Origin of the sequence: Mobilicoccus caccae, assembly GCF_030161635.1 — a bacterium.
GTDB lineage: Bacteria > Actinomycetota > Actinomycetes > Actinomycetales > Dermatophilaceae > Mobilicoccus > Mobilicoccus caccae.
This window is the reverse complement of sequence record NZ_BSUO01000001.1, coordinates 2151680-2167401: the sequence shown is the minus strand read 5'-3', so window position 1 is coordinate 2167401 and position 15722 is coordinate 2151680. Positions and strand designations below refer to the sequence as shown.

The 15722-nt window shown below is 70.8% G+C and carries 15 protein-coding genes and 1 pseudogene; 8 read left to right on the top strand and 8 right to left on the bottom strand.

The annotated features are described in order from the left end of the window. Positions 1–9: 9 nt before the first annotated feature. Positions 10–684, bottom strand: coding sequence for a glyoxalase superfamily protein (locus tag QQK49_RS10460; protein ID WP_284303858.1), 675 nt, complete (start codon positions 682–684; stop codon positions 10–12). 109 nt (positions 685–793) lie between these two features. Between QQK49_RS10460 and QQK49_RS10455 the strand changes: the two genes are divergently transcribed. Then, positions 794–1681 (top strand): alpha/beta fold hydrolase, encoded by an 888-nt coding sequence (locus QQK49_RS10455; RefSeq protein ID WP_284303857.1) that lies wholly within the window; start codon positions 794–796, stop codon positions 1679–1681. 59 nt (positions 1682–1740) lie between these two features. Here the strand turns inward: QQK49_RS10455 and QQK49_RS10450 are convergent, their stop codons facing one another. Continuing rightward, positions 1741–2583: a DMT family transporter gene (locus tag QQK49_RS10450; protein ID WP_284303856.1), complete on the bottom strand. Its 843-nt coding sequence runs from the start codon at positions 2581–2583 to the stop codon at positions 1741–1743. 75 nt (positions 2584–2658) lie between these two features. On the opposite strand from QQK49_RS10450, the gene QQK49_RS10445 reads away from it, so the two are divergent. The 5 genes from QQK49_RS10445 (at position 2659) to QQK49_RS10425 (ending at position 7904) form a co-directional block, all read left to right on the top strand. Continuing rightward, the gene (locus tag QQK49_RS10445; RefSeq protein ID WP_284303855.1) at positions 2659–3225 is read left to right on the top strand and encodes an ASCH domain-containing protein; all 567 of its coding nucleotides are present in this window, start codon (positions 2659–2661) and stop codon (positions 3223–3225) included. A gap of 4 nt (positions 3226–3229) precedes the next feature. Continuing rightward, positions 3230–4306: a zinc-dependent alcohol dehydrogenase family protein gene (locus tag QQK49_RS10440; protein ID WP_284303854.1), complete on the top strand. Its 1077-nt coding sequence runs from the start codon at positions 3230–3232 to the stop codon at positions 4304–4306. A gap of 45 nt (positions 4307–4351) precedes the next feature. Continuing rightward, positions 4352–5338, top strand: a complete 987-nt coding sequence (locus tag QQK49_RS10435) for a bifunctional riboflavin kinase/FAD synthetase (RefSeq protein WP_284303853.1) — start codon at positions 4352–4354, stop codon at positions 5336–5338. Positions 5339–5431: 93 nt separating this feature from the next. After that, a complete protein-coding gene (locus QQK49_RS10430; RefSeq protein ID WP_284303852.1) occupies positions 5432–7294 on the top strand; it encodes an AMP-dependent synthetase/ligase in 1863 nt (620 codons plus the stop codon). Positions 7295–7376: 82 nt separating this feature from the next. Beyond that, complete coding sequence (locus QQK49_RS10425; protein ID WP_284303851.1) at positions 7377–7904, top strand: DUF4442 domain-containing protein; 528 nt, start codon at positions 7377–7379, stop codon at positions 7902–7904. A 16-nt stretch (positions 7905–7920) separates the two neighbouring features. Here QQK49_RS10425 and QQK49_RS10420 read toward each other — a convergent pair whose 3' ends face one another. The 4 genes and pseudogenes from QQK49_RS10420 to QQK49_RS10410 form a co-directional block, all read right to left on the bottom strand. After that, positions 7921–8718, bottom strand: coding sequence for an ABC transporter permease subunit (locus QQK49_RS10420; protein ID WP_284303850.1), 798 nt, complete (start codon positions 8716–8718; stop codon positions 7921–7923). Next, the gene (locus QQK49_RS10415; protein ID WP_284303849.1) at positions 8715–9653 is read right to left on the bottom strand and encodes an ABC transporter ATP-binding protein; all 939 of its coding nucleotides are present in this window, start codon (positions 9651–9653) and stop codon (positions 8715–8717) included. The genes QQK49_RS10420 and QQK49_RS10415 overlap by 4 nt, the downstream gene beginning before the upstream one ends. Before the next feature lie 148 nt (positions 9654–9801). Next, positions 9802–10038 (bottom strand): annotated as a pseudogene (locus QQK49_RS23270) (TetR family transcriptional regulator); the annotation flags it as partial. Further along, the gene (locus QQK49_RS10410; protein ID WP_284303848.1) at positions 10038–10325 is read right to left on the bottom strand and encodes a TetR/AcrR family transcriptional regulator; all 288 of its coding nucleotides are present in this window, start codon (positions 10323–10325) and stop codon (positions 10038–10040) included. The pseudogene QQK49_RS23270 and the gene QQK49_RS10410, both read right to left, overlap by 1 nt. 171 nt (positions 10326–10496) lie before the next feature. On the opposite strand from QQK49_RS10410, the gene QQK49_RS10405 reads away from it, so the two are divergent. Next, positions 10497–11216 carry a hypothetical protein gene (locus QQK49_RS10405; protein ID WP_284303846.1) on the top strand — a complete coding sequence of 240 codons (720 nt, stop codon included), beginning with the start codon at positions 10497–10499 and terminating at the stop codon, positions 11214–11216. Positions 11217–11419: 203 nt separating this feature from the next. Continuing rightward, on the top strand, positions 11420–13417 hold the full coding sequence (locus QQK49_RS10400) for a TIGR03960 family B12-binding radical SAM protein (protein WP_284303844.1): 1998 nt from the start codon (positions 11420–11422) through the stop codon (positions 13415–13417). A gap of 125 nt (positions 13418–13542) precedes the next feature. Here QQK49_RS10400 and QQK49_RS10395 read toward each other — a convergent pair whose 3' ends face one another. Together QQK49_RS10395 and QQK49_RS10390 are read right to left on the bottom strand one after the other, a co-directional pair. Further along, positions 13543–14853, bottom strand: coding sequence for an FtsX-like permease family protein (locus tag QQK49_RS10395; protein ID WP_284303843.1), 1311 nt, complete (start codon positions 14851–14853; stop codon positions 13543–13545). Continuing rightward, on the bottom strand, positions 14850–15581 hold the full coding sequence (locus QQK49_RS10390) for an ABC transporter ATP-binding protein (RefSeq protein WP_284303842.1): 732 nt from the start codon (positions 15579–15581) through the stop codon (positions 14850–14852). The genes QQK49_RS10395 and QQK49_RS10390 overlap by 4 nt, the downstream gene beginning before the upstream one ends. Between the last annotated feature and the right edge of the window lie 141 nt (positions 15582–15722).

Below are 15722 nucleotides of genomic sequence, written 5' to 3'. Positions count from 1 at the left end.
CCGGTGCGCCTACTCCGGTTCGCAGAATCGAATCTCGTTCCCGAATGGATCGTTGATGGTCATCGTCGGCCCGCCGGGTGCGTCTCGGTCGATGCCCGGCCGGAGCTTGCCTGCCGCACCCCGCGTCACGTGCGATCGGTAGTCGTCCAGGTTGCGAGTCGGCACCCACACAACGGAACCAGGTGTGCCGTCCCCGTGGTGCTCGCTGAGCCCCAACGACGTGTCGCCGCGGCTGAGTCCGAGGAAGGTCGGCAGGCCGGGCTCGAACTGGTGCTCGAAGTCGATCGTGAATCCCAGAACGTCGACGTAGAACGAGCGGGCAAGGTCGACGTCGAACACACGCAGGACCGGCATCGCCGGACCGAAGCTCGGCTGCTTGTACTGTGCTGCAAGCTCGTTCCAGTCAGCGAAACCGAGGGTCCGCGACAGGAGGTCGAGGCTCTGACCGTGGGTCAGGTCGACGCCGTTCGGCAGGGAGTCGCGGAGCGTTCGCGCGAGGGTCTTGGCTTCGTCGATGGTGAGGGGGATCACGGTTGCTCCTGGATGTCGAGCGGCCGTCCTGGTGCTCGCATTGCCAGAGTCGCCGTGCTCGAAAGAGGACGCACGCGGATCGAATCGAAGCGACGTGTTCACCATGCCGGAGCTGCGAGCGGCGGGTACGTCAACCCACACCAACCCTAGCAAGGGGCCTCATCCACAATGATCGTTTCAGGTGATGAAACGGCTCGCGTAGCCCTCGCCGTCCGGCCGCCGACCTGGTTAGGTGGCGGACCAACAGACCCGAGGAGGGCTCATGGACCAGTTCCGTCGTGGTGAACTCACCTTTCCCGTCCTGGACGCCGGGCCGCAGGATGCGGGCCCGGAGTCCACCGTCGTGCTCCTGCATGGCTTTCCGCAGACGTCGGCCGCGTGGTCCGGCGTGGCCCCGCGGCTCAACGCGGCGGGTCTGCGCACCCTCGCCCCCGACATCCGCGGCACTGCGCCGCTCGCGCGCCCCGCCGCTCGCGAGGCCTACCGCATGAAACATCTCGTCGGCGACGTGATCGCCCTCCTGGACGCCGCCGGTCTGGACTCGGCGCACCTGGTCGGTCACGACTGGGGAGGGGGCATCGCGTGGGCGACCGCGCTGCGCCATCCCGAGCGGATCCGGTCCCTGACCGCACTCTCCACGCCGCACCCGGCCGCGATGACGTGGGCCGGGCGGCACTCCACCCAGGCGCTGAAGAGTTGGTACATGTTCGCGATGCAGGTGCCATTCGTGCCGGAGCGGCTGCTGGCCACGGGGGTGCGGCGGCGTGGACTCGGCGGCCTCGGTCTGCCCGAGGAACACCAGCTGCTCTACCGGCGGCGGTTCGGTGAGGTCGCCGCGATGGCCGGCGCCCTCGGCCCGTACCGGGGCATGCTCGCCGGCTCCCGGCGTAGACGGCCGAACGCTTCCGCCGCGTCGAGCCACGGGAGCGAGCAGGCGCGACCGGGCGAGGCCGCAGCCCTGGTCACCGTGCCCACGACATACATGTGGGGCAACCGCGACCCCTACCTCGGACGCGCCGCCGCCGAACGCACGGGCCTGTACTGCGAGGACGACTACCGATTCGTCGAACTCGACGCCGACCACTGGCTCCCGGAGAAACACCCGGCTCGCGTCGCCGACGAGATCCGCGGCCGGGTCTCCGGCGCGTAGGGCTCCGACGCACTTCCGCGCCGAAACCGCCGCCTATAGACGGCGGTCTCGGCGGGAGGTCAGGCGCCGATGAGGCCGATGGCGATCGCGCCGAGGGCGAGTCCGCCGATCTGGGTGCGCGTGAGCTTCTCGCGAAGGACGCTGACGGCGAGGATCACGGTCACCGCCGGGAACAGGGAGATGACGACGCTGCCGATGGAGAGCAGTCCCTGCTGCAGCGCGAGCAGCATCGTCAGGTGGGCGATCGCGTCGAGCACACCGATGGCCGCGGCCTGAACGAGCGCCCCGCCCCGCGGGGGCGACATGCTGGAGCGGGAGGCGGCCACGGCGAACACCGCCACGGTGGCGGTCCAGCGGGCCACCACGATCGGCCACAGGCCCGTCCCCTCGGCGATCTGACCGGTGAACACGTAGCTGAACGCGAACGACAGCCCGGCGCCGACGGTGAGCAGCGCGACGAAACGGGTGAACGGGTGGGTCGCCTTGGTGTCCGCGTGCGGAGCCAGACTGACGAGCACCACCGCCACCAGCGCCAGCCCGACGCCGAGCATCGAGGTGGCGTCGGGACGTTCGCCGAGGGCCAGGCCGACGCCCATGGGTACGGCGGCGCTGAGCAGGGCGGTGATGGGGGAGATCACGCTGATGGGGCCGACGGCGAGGGCGAGGTAGAACGTCCAGGCGGCCACGGCCAGCGCTATGCCCGAGAGCGCCCCCCACACGAGTGAGGCGACGTCGGCCGACCCGCCGGCGACGAAGGCCGCCACCGTCACGAGCAGCGAGGAGACGGGGTAGGACACCATCAGCACCCGCAGCACGGCGACCCGCCTGGAGGCGAGTCCGCCGAGGAAGTCACTCGCCCCGTAGGCGACGGCCGACGACAGGGCCATGATCAGCGGACCCACCCGAAACACCCTCCCGATTCCGACGCGCGACCCGGGCAGCCTACGGGTCGCGAGCCGGGCTCGTAGAGTCGGTCCATGAGCGAGCACCCAGCGAGCGAACAGGGCCGGGGCGCACCGCGTCCCGAGCAGTCGGACGTCCCCGAGAATCCCGAGGTCGAAGCGTTCTGGCTGGACGCGAGGATCCGCGCCCGGCTCAACCCCGCCTCCGGATACTTCGGCCCGGGGGTGACCGAATCGCTGCCGCCGCCCGCCTGGTCCTTCGGCGCCACGCCCGAGCAGGCCCACGAGCTCCTCGACCTGGTCCTGTCGGGGCGCAAGCACGCCACCTCGAGTGCGTTGTGGGACTACGAGGCCGTCGGCGAGTCGCTGCCGGAAGCCGGTGACCTGTCGATCGTCCTCGACGGGGCCGGTCACCCGCGGGCCCTCATCGCCACCACCGACGTGCGCATCGTGCCGTTCGACGAGGTCGACGACGAGCACGCCGCCGCCGAGGGCGAGGGCGACCTCAGCCTGCGGTACTGGCGGGAGGCCCACGAGGGATTCTTCCGCGCGAACGCCGAGCACGGGCGAGGCTTCTCCGAGCAGATGCCGGTCGTGCTGGAACGCTTCGAGCTGCTGGTGCCGACGCGGGCCGAGAGGTAGACGCATGCGAGCCGTCGTCTACTCCTCCTTCGGCCGGACGCCGCAGCTACGCGAGATCCCTGCTCCCGCAGCGCCTCCGGGTGGAGTCACCGTGCGGGTGAGCGCCACCGGCGTGTGCCGTTCGGATCATCACGCGTGGACGGGCGCCGACCCGGTGAGGTTGCCGCACGTGCCCGGTCACGAGCTCGTCGGCACGGTCGAGGAGGTCGGCGCCGGGGTGAACCGCTGGTCGGGCGGCGAGCGGGTCACGGTCCCGTTCGTGTGCGGCTGCGGGCGGTGCGAGTGGTGTGCCGCCGGCGACGCGCAGGTGTGTCCCGACCAGCGGCAGCCCGGCTTCACCGATCACGGCTCGTTCGCCGAGGTCGTCGCGCTCCACGCGGCCGACACCAATCTCGTGGCGGTCCCGGAGTCCCTCGACGACGTCGCGGCCGCGGCGCTCGGATGCCGGTTCGCCACGGCCTACCGGGCGCTCACCGCCCACGGTGGCCTGCGGGCCGGGGACCGATTGGCCGTACACGGCATGGGCGGAGTCGGGTTGTCGGCGTTGCTCATCGCCCGCGAACTGGGCGCGCGGGTGGTGGCGGTCGACGTCTCACCGGCCGCCTTGACCCTGGCGACGAACCTCGGCGCCGAGGACGTGATCGACGCGTCCGGATGCTCGGCCGAGGAGGTCGCCGCGCGGGTGCACGAGGCGACGGGCGGTGGCGTGCACGTCTCGCTCGACGCGGTCGGACACCCGCAGGTGGCACGGCAGTCCGTCCTCTCGCTGCGGCGCCGTGGCCGGCACGTGCAGGCCGGGCTGCTTCTCGGTGACCACGCCGGAGCCGCCCTGGCCATGGACCGGGTCGTCGCGTGGGAGCTGTCGATCCACGGCACCCACGGCCTCGCGGCCCGTGACTACCCGGCCATGCTCGACCTCGCCTCCCGGGTCGACCTCGCCGCACTCGTGGGACGGGTCGTCGGGCTGGAGGACGCCGGAGCCGCGCTCGCCACCATGGACAGCGCGGCGACGACGGCCGGCGTCACGGTCGTGGATCTGCGTCGAGAGACGCCGGCACCAGCTCGGCCACACCCGGCGTGAGCGGCCCGGGATGAGGGTGTCCGTTCCGCCGTTAGAGTGGGCGACGTGCAGCGATGGACCGACCTCACCGAGATCCCCGACGACCTGAGTGGCAGCGTCGTCACCCTCGGCAACTTCGACGGAGTCCACCGCGGACACCGCGCCGTGCTCGCCCAGGTCGTGGACCGGGCGCGCGAGGAGGGTGTCCCCGCGGTCGCCGTGACGTTCGAACCGCACCCGCTGGCGGTGTTGTACCCCGAGCGGGCGCCCGAACTCATCGCCTCCCTCGACCAGCGGCTCGACCTGCTGGAATCGGTCGGGCTCGACGCCGTGCTCGTCATGGAGTTCACCCGCGAACTCGCCACGTGGTCACCCGAGCGGTTCGTCGAGGACGTCTTCGTCACGGCCCTGCACGCACGGGCGGTCGTCGTGGGGCAGGACACGCGGTTCGGGGCGCGCAACTCCGGCGACGTGGCCACCTTGTGCGAGCTCGGGGAGCAGTTCGGGTTCGACGTCGAGGCCCTCAGCGACCAGGGTGACGCCGACGGCGGGGCGCCGAGGCGCTGGTCCTCCAGCCAGGTGCGGCGGCTTCTCGACGAAGGTGACGTCGGGGCCGCGGCGCAGGTGCTCGGCCGGGCCCACGCCGTCAGCGGCGTCGTCGTCCACGGCGAACACCGGGGCCGCGAGATCGGTTACCCCACGGCCAATCTCGCTCAGGACAGCGACGGGCTGGTACCGGCCGACGGCGTCTACGCCGGCTGGCTGCTGCGCCCCGCGCTGCCGGAGGGGCACACCGACCACCTGCTGCCCGCGGCCATCTCGGTGGGCACCAACCCCACCTTCGACGGCGTCCGGCGCACCGTCGAGGCCTACGTTCTCGACCGCACCGACCTCGATCTGTACGGCGAGCGGGTGGCCGTGGAGTTCCTCGAGCACCTGCGCCCGATGCTGCGGTTCGACTCCGTCGAGGAGCTCGTCGAGCAGATGCGCCTGGACGTCGACCAGGCACGCGACCTGACGACCGCTCGTCGCGCCGAACGTACCGGCCGGTAGGAAAGACGCATCGGCTGCTTCCCCCACGGCCTCGTGGGAGAGAATCGGGCGACGACACGACGAGGTGCCGCCGGTGCCCGGGGAGGAGACCCTGTGACGGTCAAGAATGTCAAGGACGAGCCTGTCGAGCGATCGGTGATCGACGATCGGCCGCCCTCGTGCGGGCATCTGCTGCGCAACCGGGTGCAGAAGTCAGCGGATTCCGAGGCGTACCAGTATTTCCGCGGCGAGGAGCTCGAGCGCCGCACCTGGCGCCAGACCTGGGACGAGGTGAGCGCCTGGGCCGCCGGTCTGGTCGACTTCGGCATCGAGGTGGGCGACCGGGTCGCCATCCTGTCTTCGACGCGCATCGAGTGGGTGTGGGCCAACTGGGGCATCATGCTCGCCGGCGCCGCCACGACCACGGTGTACGCGACGAGCAACGCCGAGGCCGTCTCCTACATCGTCGGACACTCCGGCAGCCGCATCGTCTTCGCCGAGGACGCCTCCCAGGTCGAGAAGCTGCGGGTGCGTCGCCACGAGATGCCCGACGTGATCGCCGTGGTCGTCTTCGACCCGGCCGAGGTCACCGACCTCGACTCCGACGACTGGGTGCACACCCTGGACTCCCTCGTGGAACGGGGCCGCGCGCGCCTGGACGCCGAGCCGGGTCTGGTCGACGCTCGGGTGGATTCCCTCACCCCGCAGTCGCTCTCGACGATCATCTACACCTCGGGAACGACCGGAAACCCCAAGGGCGCCGAGCTCACCCACGATGCCCTGGTCTACGAGGGCGTGGCGGTGACCGGCATCGACATCCTCTCCGAGGACGACCTGCAATACCTGTGGCTGCCGCTGGCCCACGTCTTCGGCAACGTGCTCATCATGATCGCCGTGGCCACGGGGTCGCCGACCTGCGTCGACGGCCGCATCGACCGCATCGTGCCCAACCTGGCCGTGGTGCGTCCGACGTGGATGGGCGCGGCCCCGCGCATCTTCGAGAAGGCCTACGCCGCCGTCAACGCCACCCTCGGTGAGGCGACGGGCGCCAAGGCCAAGCTCGTCTCGTGGGCGTTCGGGGTCGGTCAGAAGGTGGCCGAGGCCGCCGAGAAGGACGTCCCCGTCGGCCCGGCCCTGTCGGCCCAGCACGCGATCGCCGACAAGCTCGTCTTCGCCAAGATCCGCGAGCGCTTCGGTGGCCGCGTCAGGTTCTTCATCTCCGGGTCCGCGCGCCTCGACCCCGAGCTGTCGTGGTGGTTCGCCGGCGTCGGCATGCAGATCCTCGAGGGCTACGGCCTCACCGAGACCTCCGCCGCCACCTGCGTCAACCGTCCCTGGCGCGGGGCGCACCAGCACGGCTCGATCGGGTGGCCGCTGCCGGGCACCGAGACCAAGCTGGCCTCCGACGGCGAACTGCTCGTCAAGGGCCCCGGCGTCATGTCCCGCTACCACCAGGCGCCCGAGGCCACGGCCGAGGCGTTCACCGAGGACGGGTTCTTCCGCACCGGTGACGTCGCCGAGATCGACGACAACGGGTTCGTCCGGATCACCGATCGCAAGAAGGACGTGTTCAAGACCTCCGGCGGCAAGTACATCGCGCCGGCGACCATCGAGTCCCGCTTCAAGGGACTGTGCCCCTACGTCGGGCAGTTCATCGTGGTGGGCAACCAGCGCAACTACGCGGCCGCGCTCGTCACGCTCGACCCCGAGGCCATCCACGCCTGGGCGGCCGAGAACGGCCACGCCGGCCAGGAGTACCCCGAGCTCGTGCGGTCGGAGCCCGTGCGCGCGCTGGTCCAGCGGTACGTCGACGAGCTCAACGAGGGGCTCAACCGGTGGGAGACCATCAAGCGGTTCACGATCCTCGACCACGACCTCACGGTCGATTCGGGCGATCTGACACCCAGCCTCAAGCTGCGGCGACGAGCCGTGGTCGACAAGTTCTCCGACGAGATCGACGGGCTCTACCAGGGCTGAGGCATCCCGGCACCGCCCGGTCGCGCCGACGGGCGCGGCCGGGCGCCCAGGCCCCTCCCTGGGTGCGCGAGAAAGGCACGACGTGGCGAAAAGACCCCTCACCGGATCCCTGCCGACCCTTCCGCCGCTGCCGACGTGGCGCGAGATCGGTGCCGATCCCGTCATGCTGCGTCGGGCGATGAACCTGTGGCCGCCCTTTCGGTTCGCGGGCATCCGCGTCGTGCAGATCGAACGTGGATTCCGCGGCGCGACCGTCGAACTCAAGCTCACCCCGCTGACGCGCAACTACGTCGGCACCCTCTACGGCGGGTCGTTGTTCTCGATGACCGACCCGTTCTGGATGATTCTCATCGGGCGCTGCCTCGGCGATGAGTACGTCGTGTGGGACAAGCGCGCCGAGATCGAGTTCGTCGCGCCGGGACGCACCGATGTGCGCACGACCTTCGCCGTCACCGACGAGCTTCTCGACGACCTCCGGCAGAAGGCCGAGGGTGGGGCCAAGGTGCTGCACTGGCTCGAGAACGACATCGTCGGCGTCGACGGCACCGTGATCGCCAAGGTTCGACGCCAGGTGTACGTGCGTCACCGCGACCATTCGCGCGGGTATTGACGGCGCGCGTGGTGGTTCACGCCCGCAGGTCGCGGCGCGTGAATCCCAGGTAGGCGAGGACGGCCAGCACCACGCACGCGACGGCGAGCCACAGCAGGCCCGCACCGTCGGGTCCGGAGTGCAGGGGAGTCGCGCCGTACGCCCAGTGGAACGGGGAGAGATCCGGCAGCCGGTCGTCGATCTTGGCGCCCATGTTGTGCACGAACCAGCCGAGCACCGCCACGATCGAGGCGACCGCGGTGGCGAGCGACCTGCGTCCGGTCACGGCGCCCACGGTGAACGCGACCAGGGCGTGCAGCAGGACGAGGAGGCCGAGCGCGGCGCCTTCGCCGAGGAGGCCCTCGGCGGTGAGCGACAACTCCGACGGGGTGTTGAGGGCGGCGACGACCGCGACGAGCAGGGCCACGAGGCCGATGACGCAGGTGACGACGGCGAGCAACCGCGCGGTGAGGACCGACGTGCGGTCGGTGGCGTGGGCCAGGAGCAGTTCGAGTGAGCCGGACTCCTCCTCGCCGGCGATGGCCCGGGCGCCCTGGATGATCCCGAAGACGAGCAGGAGCAGCATGCCCAGCATGGCGAAGACCGTCTGGTGGGCATACCCCCAGCCCGTCGACATCGTGAGGATGTCCAGGCCGAAGGAGTCGAGCATCCCGGCCGGCATGGCCTGGAGCTTGTCGCCGATGAGGCCACTGTCGCGCATCGAGGGGAACAGCGGCAGGTAGAGCGCGCAGACGCCCGCGAGTCCCAGCCCCCAGCCGAACAGCGCCCGGCGGGAGTCGGCCATACGACGACGGTAGACGGGCAGGGTGTTCATCGTGATTCCTTCGAGTAAAGGCGCATGACGACGTCCTCGAGGTCGCTCTGTGCGGCGGACAGGTGGAGCACCGTGTGCCGGGCCGCGGCCTTGACCAAGGCATCGGGGGAGCCGGCGAGGTCGACGGCCAGGGCGGTGGTCTCGCGCTCGGGCTCGGTAGCGGATTCGGCGGGTGGCTCGAGGACCACGGACCGCACGCCCTCGAGGTGGGTGAACTCCTCGGGCGACACCCGCCCCGCCAGGATCAGGCGCACCTGGGTCCCGGCGTCGGCGCGCAGCCGGGCGACGGTGGAGTCGAGCACGACGGCGCCCTCACGCAGGACGACGACGGACTCGGCGACCTGTTCCACCTCGCTGAGGACGTGGCTGGAGAGGAACACCGTCGTCCCGGCCTCACGGGCCTCGCGGACCATGGTCACGAACTCCGCCTGCACCAGGGGGTCGAGACCGGAGGTCGGTTCGTCGAGGACGAGGAGCTCCGGAGTGTGCAGGAACGCCTGGACGAGGCCGACCTTCTGCTTGTTGCCCTTGGAGAGGGTGCGCACGGTGCGCGTGGTGTCCAGGCCCAACCGATCGGCGAGTGGACGCCACGCGTGCCGGGCGACGGGGCGACCCGGGCTCGAGACCGCGGCGTAGTGATCCAGCAGCGTGGCGACGTCGTAGCGGCCGTCCAGACGCAGTTCGCCGGGCAGGTAGCCGATCCGTGATCTGAGCGCGGCGCCGCCTTTTCGCGGGTCCTCGCCCAGCACCCGCACCTGCCCGGCGGTGGGACGCAGGATGTCGAGCAGGATGCGCATCGTCGTCGTCTTGCCCGCGCCGTTGGGTCCGATGAATCCGACGATGCCGCCGTGCGGGACGGTGAGGTCGATGCCGCGCAGGGCGGTGCGGCGGCCGTAGTCCTTGCGCAGACCGGTGATCTCGACAGCTGCGTTCATGACGGGTCCTCAGGGTCGGAGGGGGTGCAGCGGTGGGCGGATCGTTCGGTGACGGTGGCGGGGTGGGCGCGTCGATGGAGAACGCGGCCGTGAACAGGCCCTTCGCGTAGAGGTCCATGACGAAGGCGGTGTACCGCTCGAGCACGGGAGGATCCAAGAGGTTCTCGCCGCCGAGGCGGGCGGCGATGCGGTCGTCGAACACCATGAGCCCGAGGCCGAGTGCCGTCATGATCACGGCTCGTGCCTCGCGATCGGGGTAGGGACGGATAGCGCCCGACTTCTCGCCGATGTCGAGGTAGTCGGTCACGTCACCGACGAAGTCGTCGAAGAACGCGGTGGCCGTGGACCCGCCGTCGAGCAGGAGGCGCCGCAGGTAGGGGTACATCACCGAGAACTCGGGATGCTGCGCCAGGTAGGCGACGGGGGAGGGGAGTGTCCTTGCGCGAGGACGGCGGCCTTGGCGGTGCGGATGTGGGCGAGCAGGTACTCGTCGCAGGCGGCGCGCAGGCCCTCCTTGCTGCCGAAGTGGTGTACCACGAGTGCCGGTGACACCCCGGCCCTGGCGGCGATCGAACGGAGGGTCGTGCGCGTGAAGCCGTGTTCGCCGAACTCCACCAGCGCCTCGTTGCGGATGCGGGCGCGTGCCGTGAGATCCGTCGATGCTGAACTCATGGTCAGTAGACTAAACCCTTGTTCAGTCGTTTGTCACGGTGGGCCCGTGACAGACCCGTGAGGCAGCGGTCACAGACCGTGAGGCTCGCGTGAGGTCGGTGTCCCGGGCCTGTGAGGTGGGCGCCCGAATCTGGTGACAACCCACTGGGCCACACACAGAAGGGCACCACCATGAAGCTCACTCCCGTCCGCACCGGCCTCGTCCTCGCGGGCACCGCCGCGGTCCTCGTCCCCGGAGCCTTCGGCGCCGCGGCGTTCGCCGGCCAGGCAGCGCCGGCGCAGGCACCCGCCGCGCAGACCGCCACACCGGACCCGGGCAAGGGCTCGGGCAACGCCAAGGGCGGAGACGCCGCCGCCCGGGGCCGCGCAGGCGTCACCTACCTGGCCGAGTGCGTCGATGACAACCGCGTCCGTCAGCCCAAGACCTTCACCCTCGCCTGTGCCGACTCCAACCAGCGCCTGGAGAACCTCAGGTGGACGGGCTGGGGGAGCAAGGAGGCCCAGGCCACGGGTGTCGTGCGCGAGAACGTCAGCTCGCCGATGTCCAAGGGTGACAAGTGGATCACCTACAAGGTCAAGGTGACCGCCTCCGACCTCGTCGACGGCGAAGCCTCCGCCACCTACAACAAGCTCACCGTCCGCGTCGTCGGCAAGGCCCCGAAGGGGACCCAGCCCGTCGAGGTCTTCGAGCTGCCGGGCAACGAGCCCGTCACGTCGCTGACGAAGCCGGCCAAGCGGGTCGTCAAGCCGGCGAACAAGCCCATCGACCACATGAACGGCTGGTCCGACGGTCACGAGGACCAGGGCGAGGACCCGATCGACCACATGAACGGCTGGTCCGACGGTCACGAGGGCCAGAGCGAGGACCCCATCCCCGCCAAGCAGGCCTGATCGGGCGCCCGCGAGGGCGTGACCGGCCGAGGGGAGATCGGCCTGTACGAAGACCGCCGCCCGGGGGCGGCTCGGGGTCGCGGTGAGCCAGGGGCGCCGCGACCCCGTTCTCGTGCTCGGGCTCGGGCCGCGGGGGAGCGCGCTCGGGGGTGCTCCGCGGTGCGCTTTGGGTGCAGGCGGCGGCCTCGCCTACGCTGGCACGTATGTCCGGACAGTCGAGATTCGCCGACCTGGAGCCACTGCTGCCCCGGGTGAGCAAGCCGCTGCAGTACGTCGGCGGTGAACTGAATTCGCAGGTGAAGGACTGGAACTGCGGGGGCTCGGAGACCGTCCGTTGGGCGCTGATGTACCCCGACGCGTACGAGGTCGGCCTGCCCAACCAGGGCGTCATGATCCTCTACGAAGTGCTCAACGAGCAGCCGCACGCGCTCGCCGAGCGCACGTACGCGGTCTGGCCCGACCTCGAGCAGTTGATGCGCAGCAACGGCGTGCCGCTGCTCACGGTCGACGGCCACCGCGCGGTCAAGGAGTTCGACGTCTTCGGGCTGAGCTTCCCGACCGAGCTCAACTACACCAACATGCTGTCCGCTCTCGACCTCGCCGGCATCCCCCTGCGGGCGGCCGAGCGCGGCGAGGACGACCCGATCGTCCTCATCGGCGGCCACGCCAGCTTCAACCCCGAACCGATCGCCGACTTCGTCGACGCGGTCGTCGTGGGTGACGGCGAGGAGGCGGTGCTCGCCATCAGCGAGATCATCCGCGAATGGAAGGCCGAGGGGCTGCAGGGCAGCGACTGCGGCCGCCACGAGGTGCTGCGGAGGCTCGCCTGCACCGGCGCGGTGTACGTGCCGGCGTTCTACGACGTGGCCTACACCGAGGCCGGGATGCTCGAGGCCGTCACACCGAAGCCGGGCATCGAGGGCGTGCCGTGGCAGGTCAGCAAGCACACCGTCATGGACCTCGACGCGTGGCCCTACCCCAAGCAGCCGCTGGTGCCGCTCGCGGAGTCCGTCCACGAGCGGATGAGCGTCGAGATCTTCCGCGGCTGCACCCGCGGGTGCCGCTTCTGTCAGGCCGGCATGATCACGCGCCCGGTGCGCGAGCGCTCGATCACCGGGATCGGCGAGATGGTCGAACGCGGCCTGCAGGCCACCGGGTACGAGGAGGTCGGCCTCCTCTCGCTCTCCAGCGCCGACCACTCCGAGATCGCCGACATCACCAAGGGTCTCGCCGACCGGTACGAGGGCACCCAGACCGGGCTGTCGCTGCCGAGCACGCGGGTCGACGCGTTCAACATCGACCTCGCCAACGAGTTGTCGCGCAACGGGCGCAAGTCCGGGCTGACGTTCGCGCCCGAGGGCGGCAGCGAACGCCTGCGTAAGGTCATCAACAAGCAGGTCAGCGAGCAGGACCTCGTCGACACCGTCGCCGCCGCGTTCGGTGCGGGCTGGCGCAACGTCAAGCTCTACTTCATGTGCGGGCTGCCGACGGAGACCGACGAGGACGTGCTCGGCATCGCCGACCTCGCCAAGCGGGTCATCGCGACCGGCCGTGAGGTCAGCGGGCGCAAGGACATCCGCTGCACGGTCTCCATCGGTGGGTTCGTGCCCAAGCCGCACACCCCGTTCCAATGGGCCGGGCAACTCTCGGCGGCGGACACCGACCGCCGCCTCACGCTGCTGCGCGACGAGATCCGCTCCGACCGCCGCTACGGCTCGAGCATCGGATTCCGCTACCACGACGGTGAACCCGGCATCGTCGAAGGACTGCTGTCCCGCGGCGACCGTCGGGTCGGCGACGTCATCGAGGCGGTGTGGCGCGACGGTGGCCGGTTCGACGGGTGGAGCGAACACTTCTCCTACGAGCGCTGGATGCGCTGCGCGCAGGAGGTGTTCACCGCCATGAACACCGAGCACGGCTGGGACATCGACGTCGACTGGTACACCACGCGCGAGCGCGACGAACTCGAGACGCTACCGTGGGACCACATCGACTCCGGCCTCGACAAGGCGTGGCTGTGGGAGGACTGGCAGGCCTCGCTGGACGAGGACGAGCAGCCGGACTGCCGCTGGGACCCGTGCTTCGACTGCGGCGTCTGCCCCCAGATGGACCTCGACATCGAGATCGGCCCGACGGGCAAGAAGCTTCTGCCCCTCACCGTCCTCGGCTCCGGCCGCGAGGCCATGCTCGAGAAGAGCTGAGTTCGACACGAGCCGACCAGGCCCACCTGAAACAGGGGGTGACGACGAGACAGTAGGTCACGCGCTGCTGTCTCGGACGTCTCCCCTGTTTCAGGTGGTGGGGTGAGGCGGTTCGCCGGTGCGGGTCATAGGCGCGCGGCGGCGTCGACCAGTGGCCGAGAGGCGAGGACTCCCGCGACCAGGAGGGCGCACGCCGCGGCGACGGCGACGATCGTGCGCACGACGACTCCCGGTCCCATGAGTCCGGCCAGGGGCACGAGGATGAGGATCGGCAGCGTCATCCCGAGGACGACCGTCACCGCCATGGGGATCGTCACCTCCCGCAGACGGGCACGGTGCAGCAGGGCCGTGGGTGTGCCCGCGTAGGCCAGGGCGCGGTACTGCGGACGCTGGTCGTAGACGCGGGCGGCATGGACCACCCCGGTCGAGGTCGCCGCGACGACGGTGAGGATCGCCAGCGCCACCAACGAACCGGTGCCGATGTCGCGCCCGAGCATCATCGCCTCCGGGTCGGCCTCGGCCGAGCGGGACAGGACCTCACCGACCCCGGACAACGCTGCGACGAGGATGCCCAGGGCCAGCGCGCTGACGGTGCGCCAGGTGGCCTTGGGGTCGTCGACGATGCGGCGCGAGGCCAGGAGGGTGGCCGGCGTCGTGGCCGTTCGCGCCACGATGTGCCCCGCGAGCATGACGAAGAACGGGCCGAGCAGATTGACCGTCATGACGACGACGGCCAGCAGCGCGAGGACCACACCCACCCCCTGCTGGTAGAGCTGACCGAAACCCTGGATCCAGACCAGGAGGATCACGGCCGGCACCGCGACCCGCAGCACGCTGAGGCGCCTCGGCGTCGTCCGCCCGACGACACCGAGCGGGCTGACCACCACGCGCGCCAGGCCGAGGACACCGGAGAGCACGGCGAGCGCGACGACACCGGCGACCACGGCCAGGAGCAGACCCGGGCCGACCCAGAGTTCGGCGGGGGTCAGCGCCCGCCCCTGGAACGACAGCAACGACAACGGGAACAGCAGCACTCCGTAGAGGACTGACCCGATGAGCGCGCCGAGCGCCGCCTGGACGGCCTGCTCGGTGAGGGTCATCGTCGTCACCTGACCGGTGGTGGCACCCGCCAGGCGGAGGGTGGCGAGGCGGGCGTCGCGCCGGGAGACCGTGAGCCGGGCCGCCACGGAGCCCAAGGTCATCACCGGGACGACGAGCAGGACCGCGGCGATGTAGGCGAGGACCACGTACGTCACGCCGAGTTCGCCGGCGGACTCGCCCTGGGCGCGGGATTCGAAGGCGCCGACGCCGCCGAGTGTGACGAGCAGGGCGGCGGTGGTGACGGCGAATCCGGTGACCGCCAGGGTCCCGGGCAGGGCCGTCTCGGCGCGTTCCTGCCGGCGCAGATGCCAGACGAGGCGCACGGCGGCGATCATCGGGTGGTCCTGGCGTCGGAGACGATCCGGCCGTCGCGCAGGCGCACGGTGCGTTCGCACCAGGACGCCACGTTCTCGTCGTGGGTGACGACGACCAGCGAGGCGCCCACCGCCCGGCACCGCGTCACCAACTGCTCCAACACCTCGGCGCTGGTGCCTTGGTCGAGGGCGCCGGTGGGCTCGTCGGCGAAGACCACACCGGGCTCGCAGACGAGGGCCCGCGCGATCGCGACGCGCTGGGCCTGTCCGCCGGAGAGTTCTCCCGGCCGGCGTGCCGACAGCCCGGACAGGCCGAGCGGTGCCAGGAGCGCCTCCGCGCGGCGCGTCGCCTCGCGCCGGGAGACGCCGGAGAGCATGAGCGGGAGGGCCGCGTTCTCGACGGCGGGCAGCTCGGGCAACAGGTGGCCGGACTGGAAGACGAATCCGAAGTCGGTGCGGCGCAAACGGGTCCGTCCGGCGTCGCCCATGGCGGCGAGGTCGCGACCACGCCAGACGACCTGCCCGGAGGTGGGTGCCAGCACGCCGGCCAGTACGTGCAGGAGCGTCGTCTTGCCCGACCCCGACGGGCCCATGATGGCGACGCTCTCGCCGGAGGTGACCGTCAGATCGACCCCGTCGAGAGCCGGTGTGGCCTCGGCTCCGGGGTAGGTCTTGACGAGGGCGGAACCGCGTAGGGTGTTCGTGGTGACGACGGGATCGAAGGCGCCGATATCGGTGTGGGTGAACATGCATCCACGGTGGTCGCTGCAGGCCTGCGCCGTCGTCACGCCGGGGGACCATTCCCGCCTACGACCGGGGGAGGGGGCCGGCCCCTCGACACCCCGCCGGGGACGCGCCGGAGGGCGACACCCGGGCCGGGGCCGCTCTCG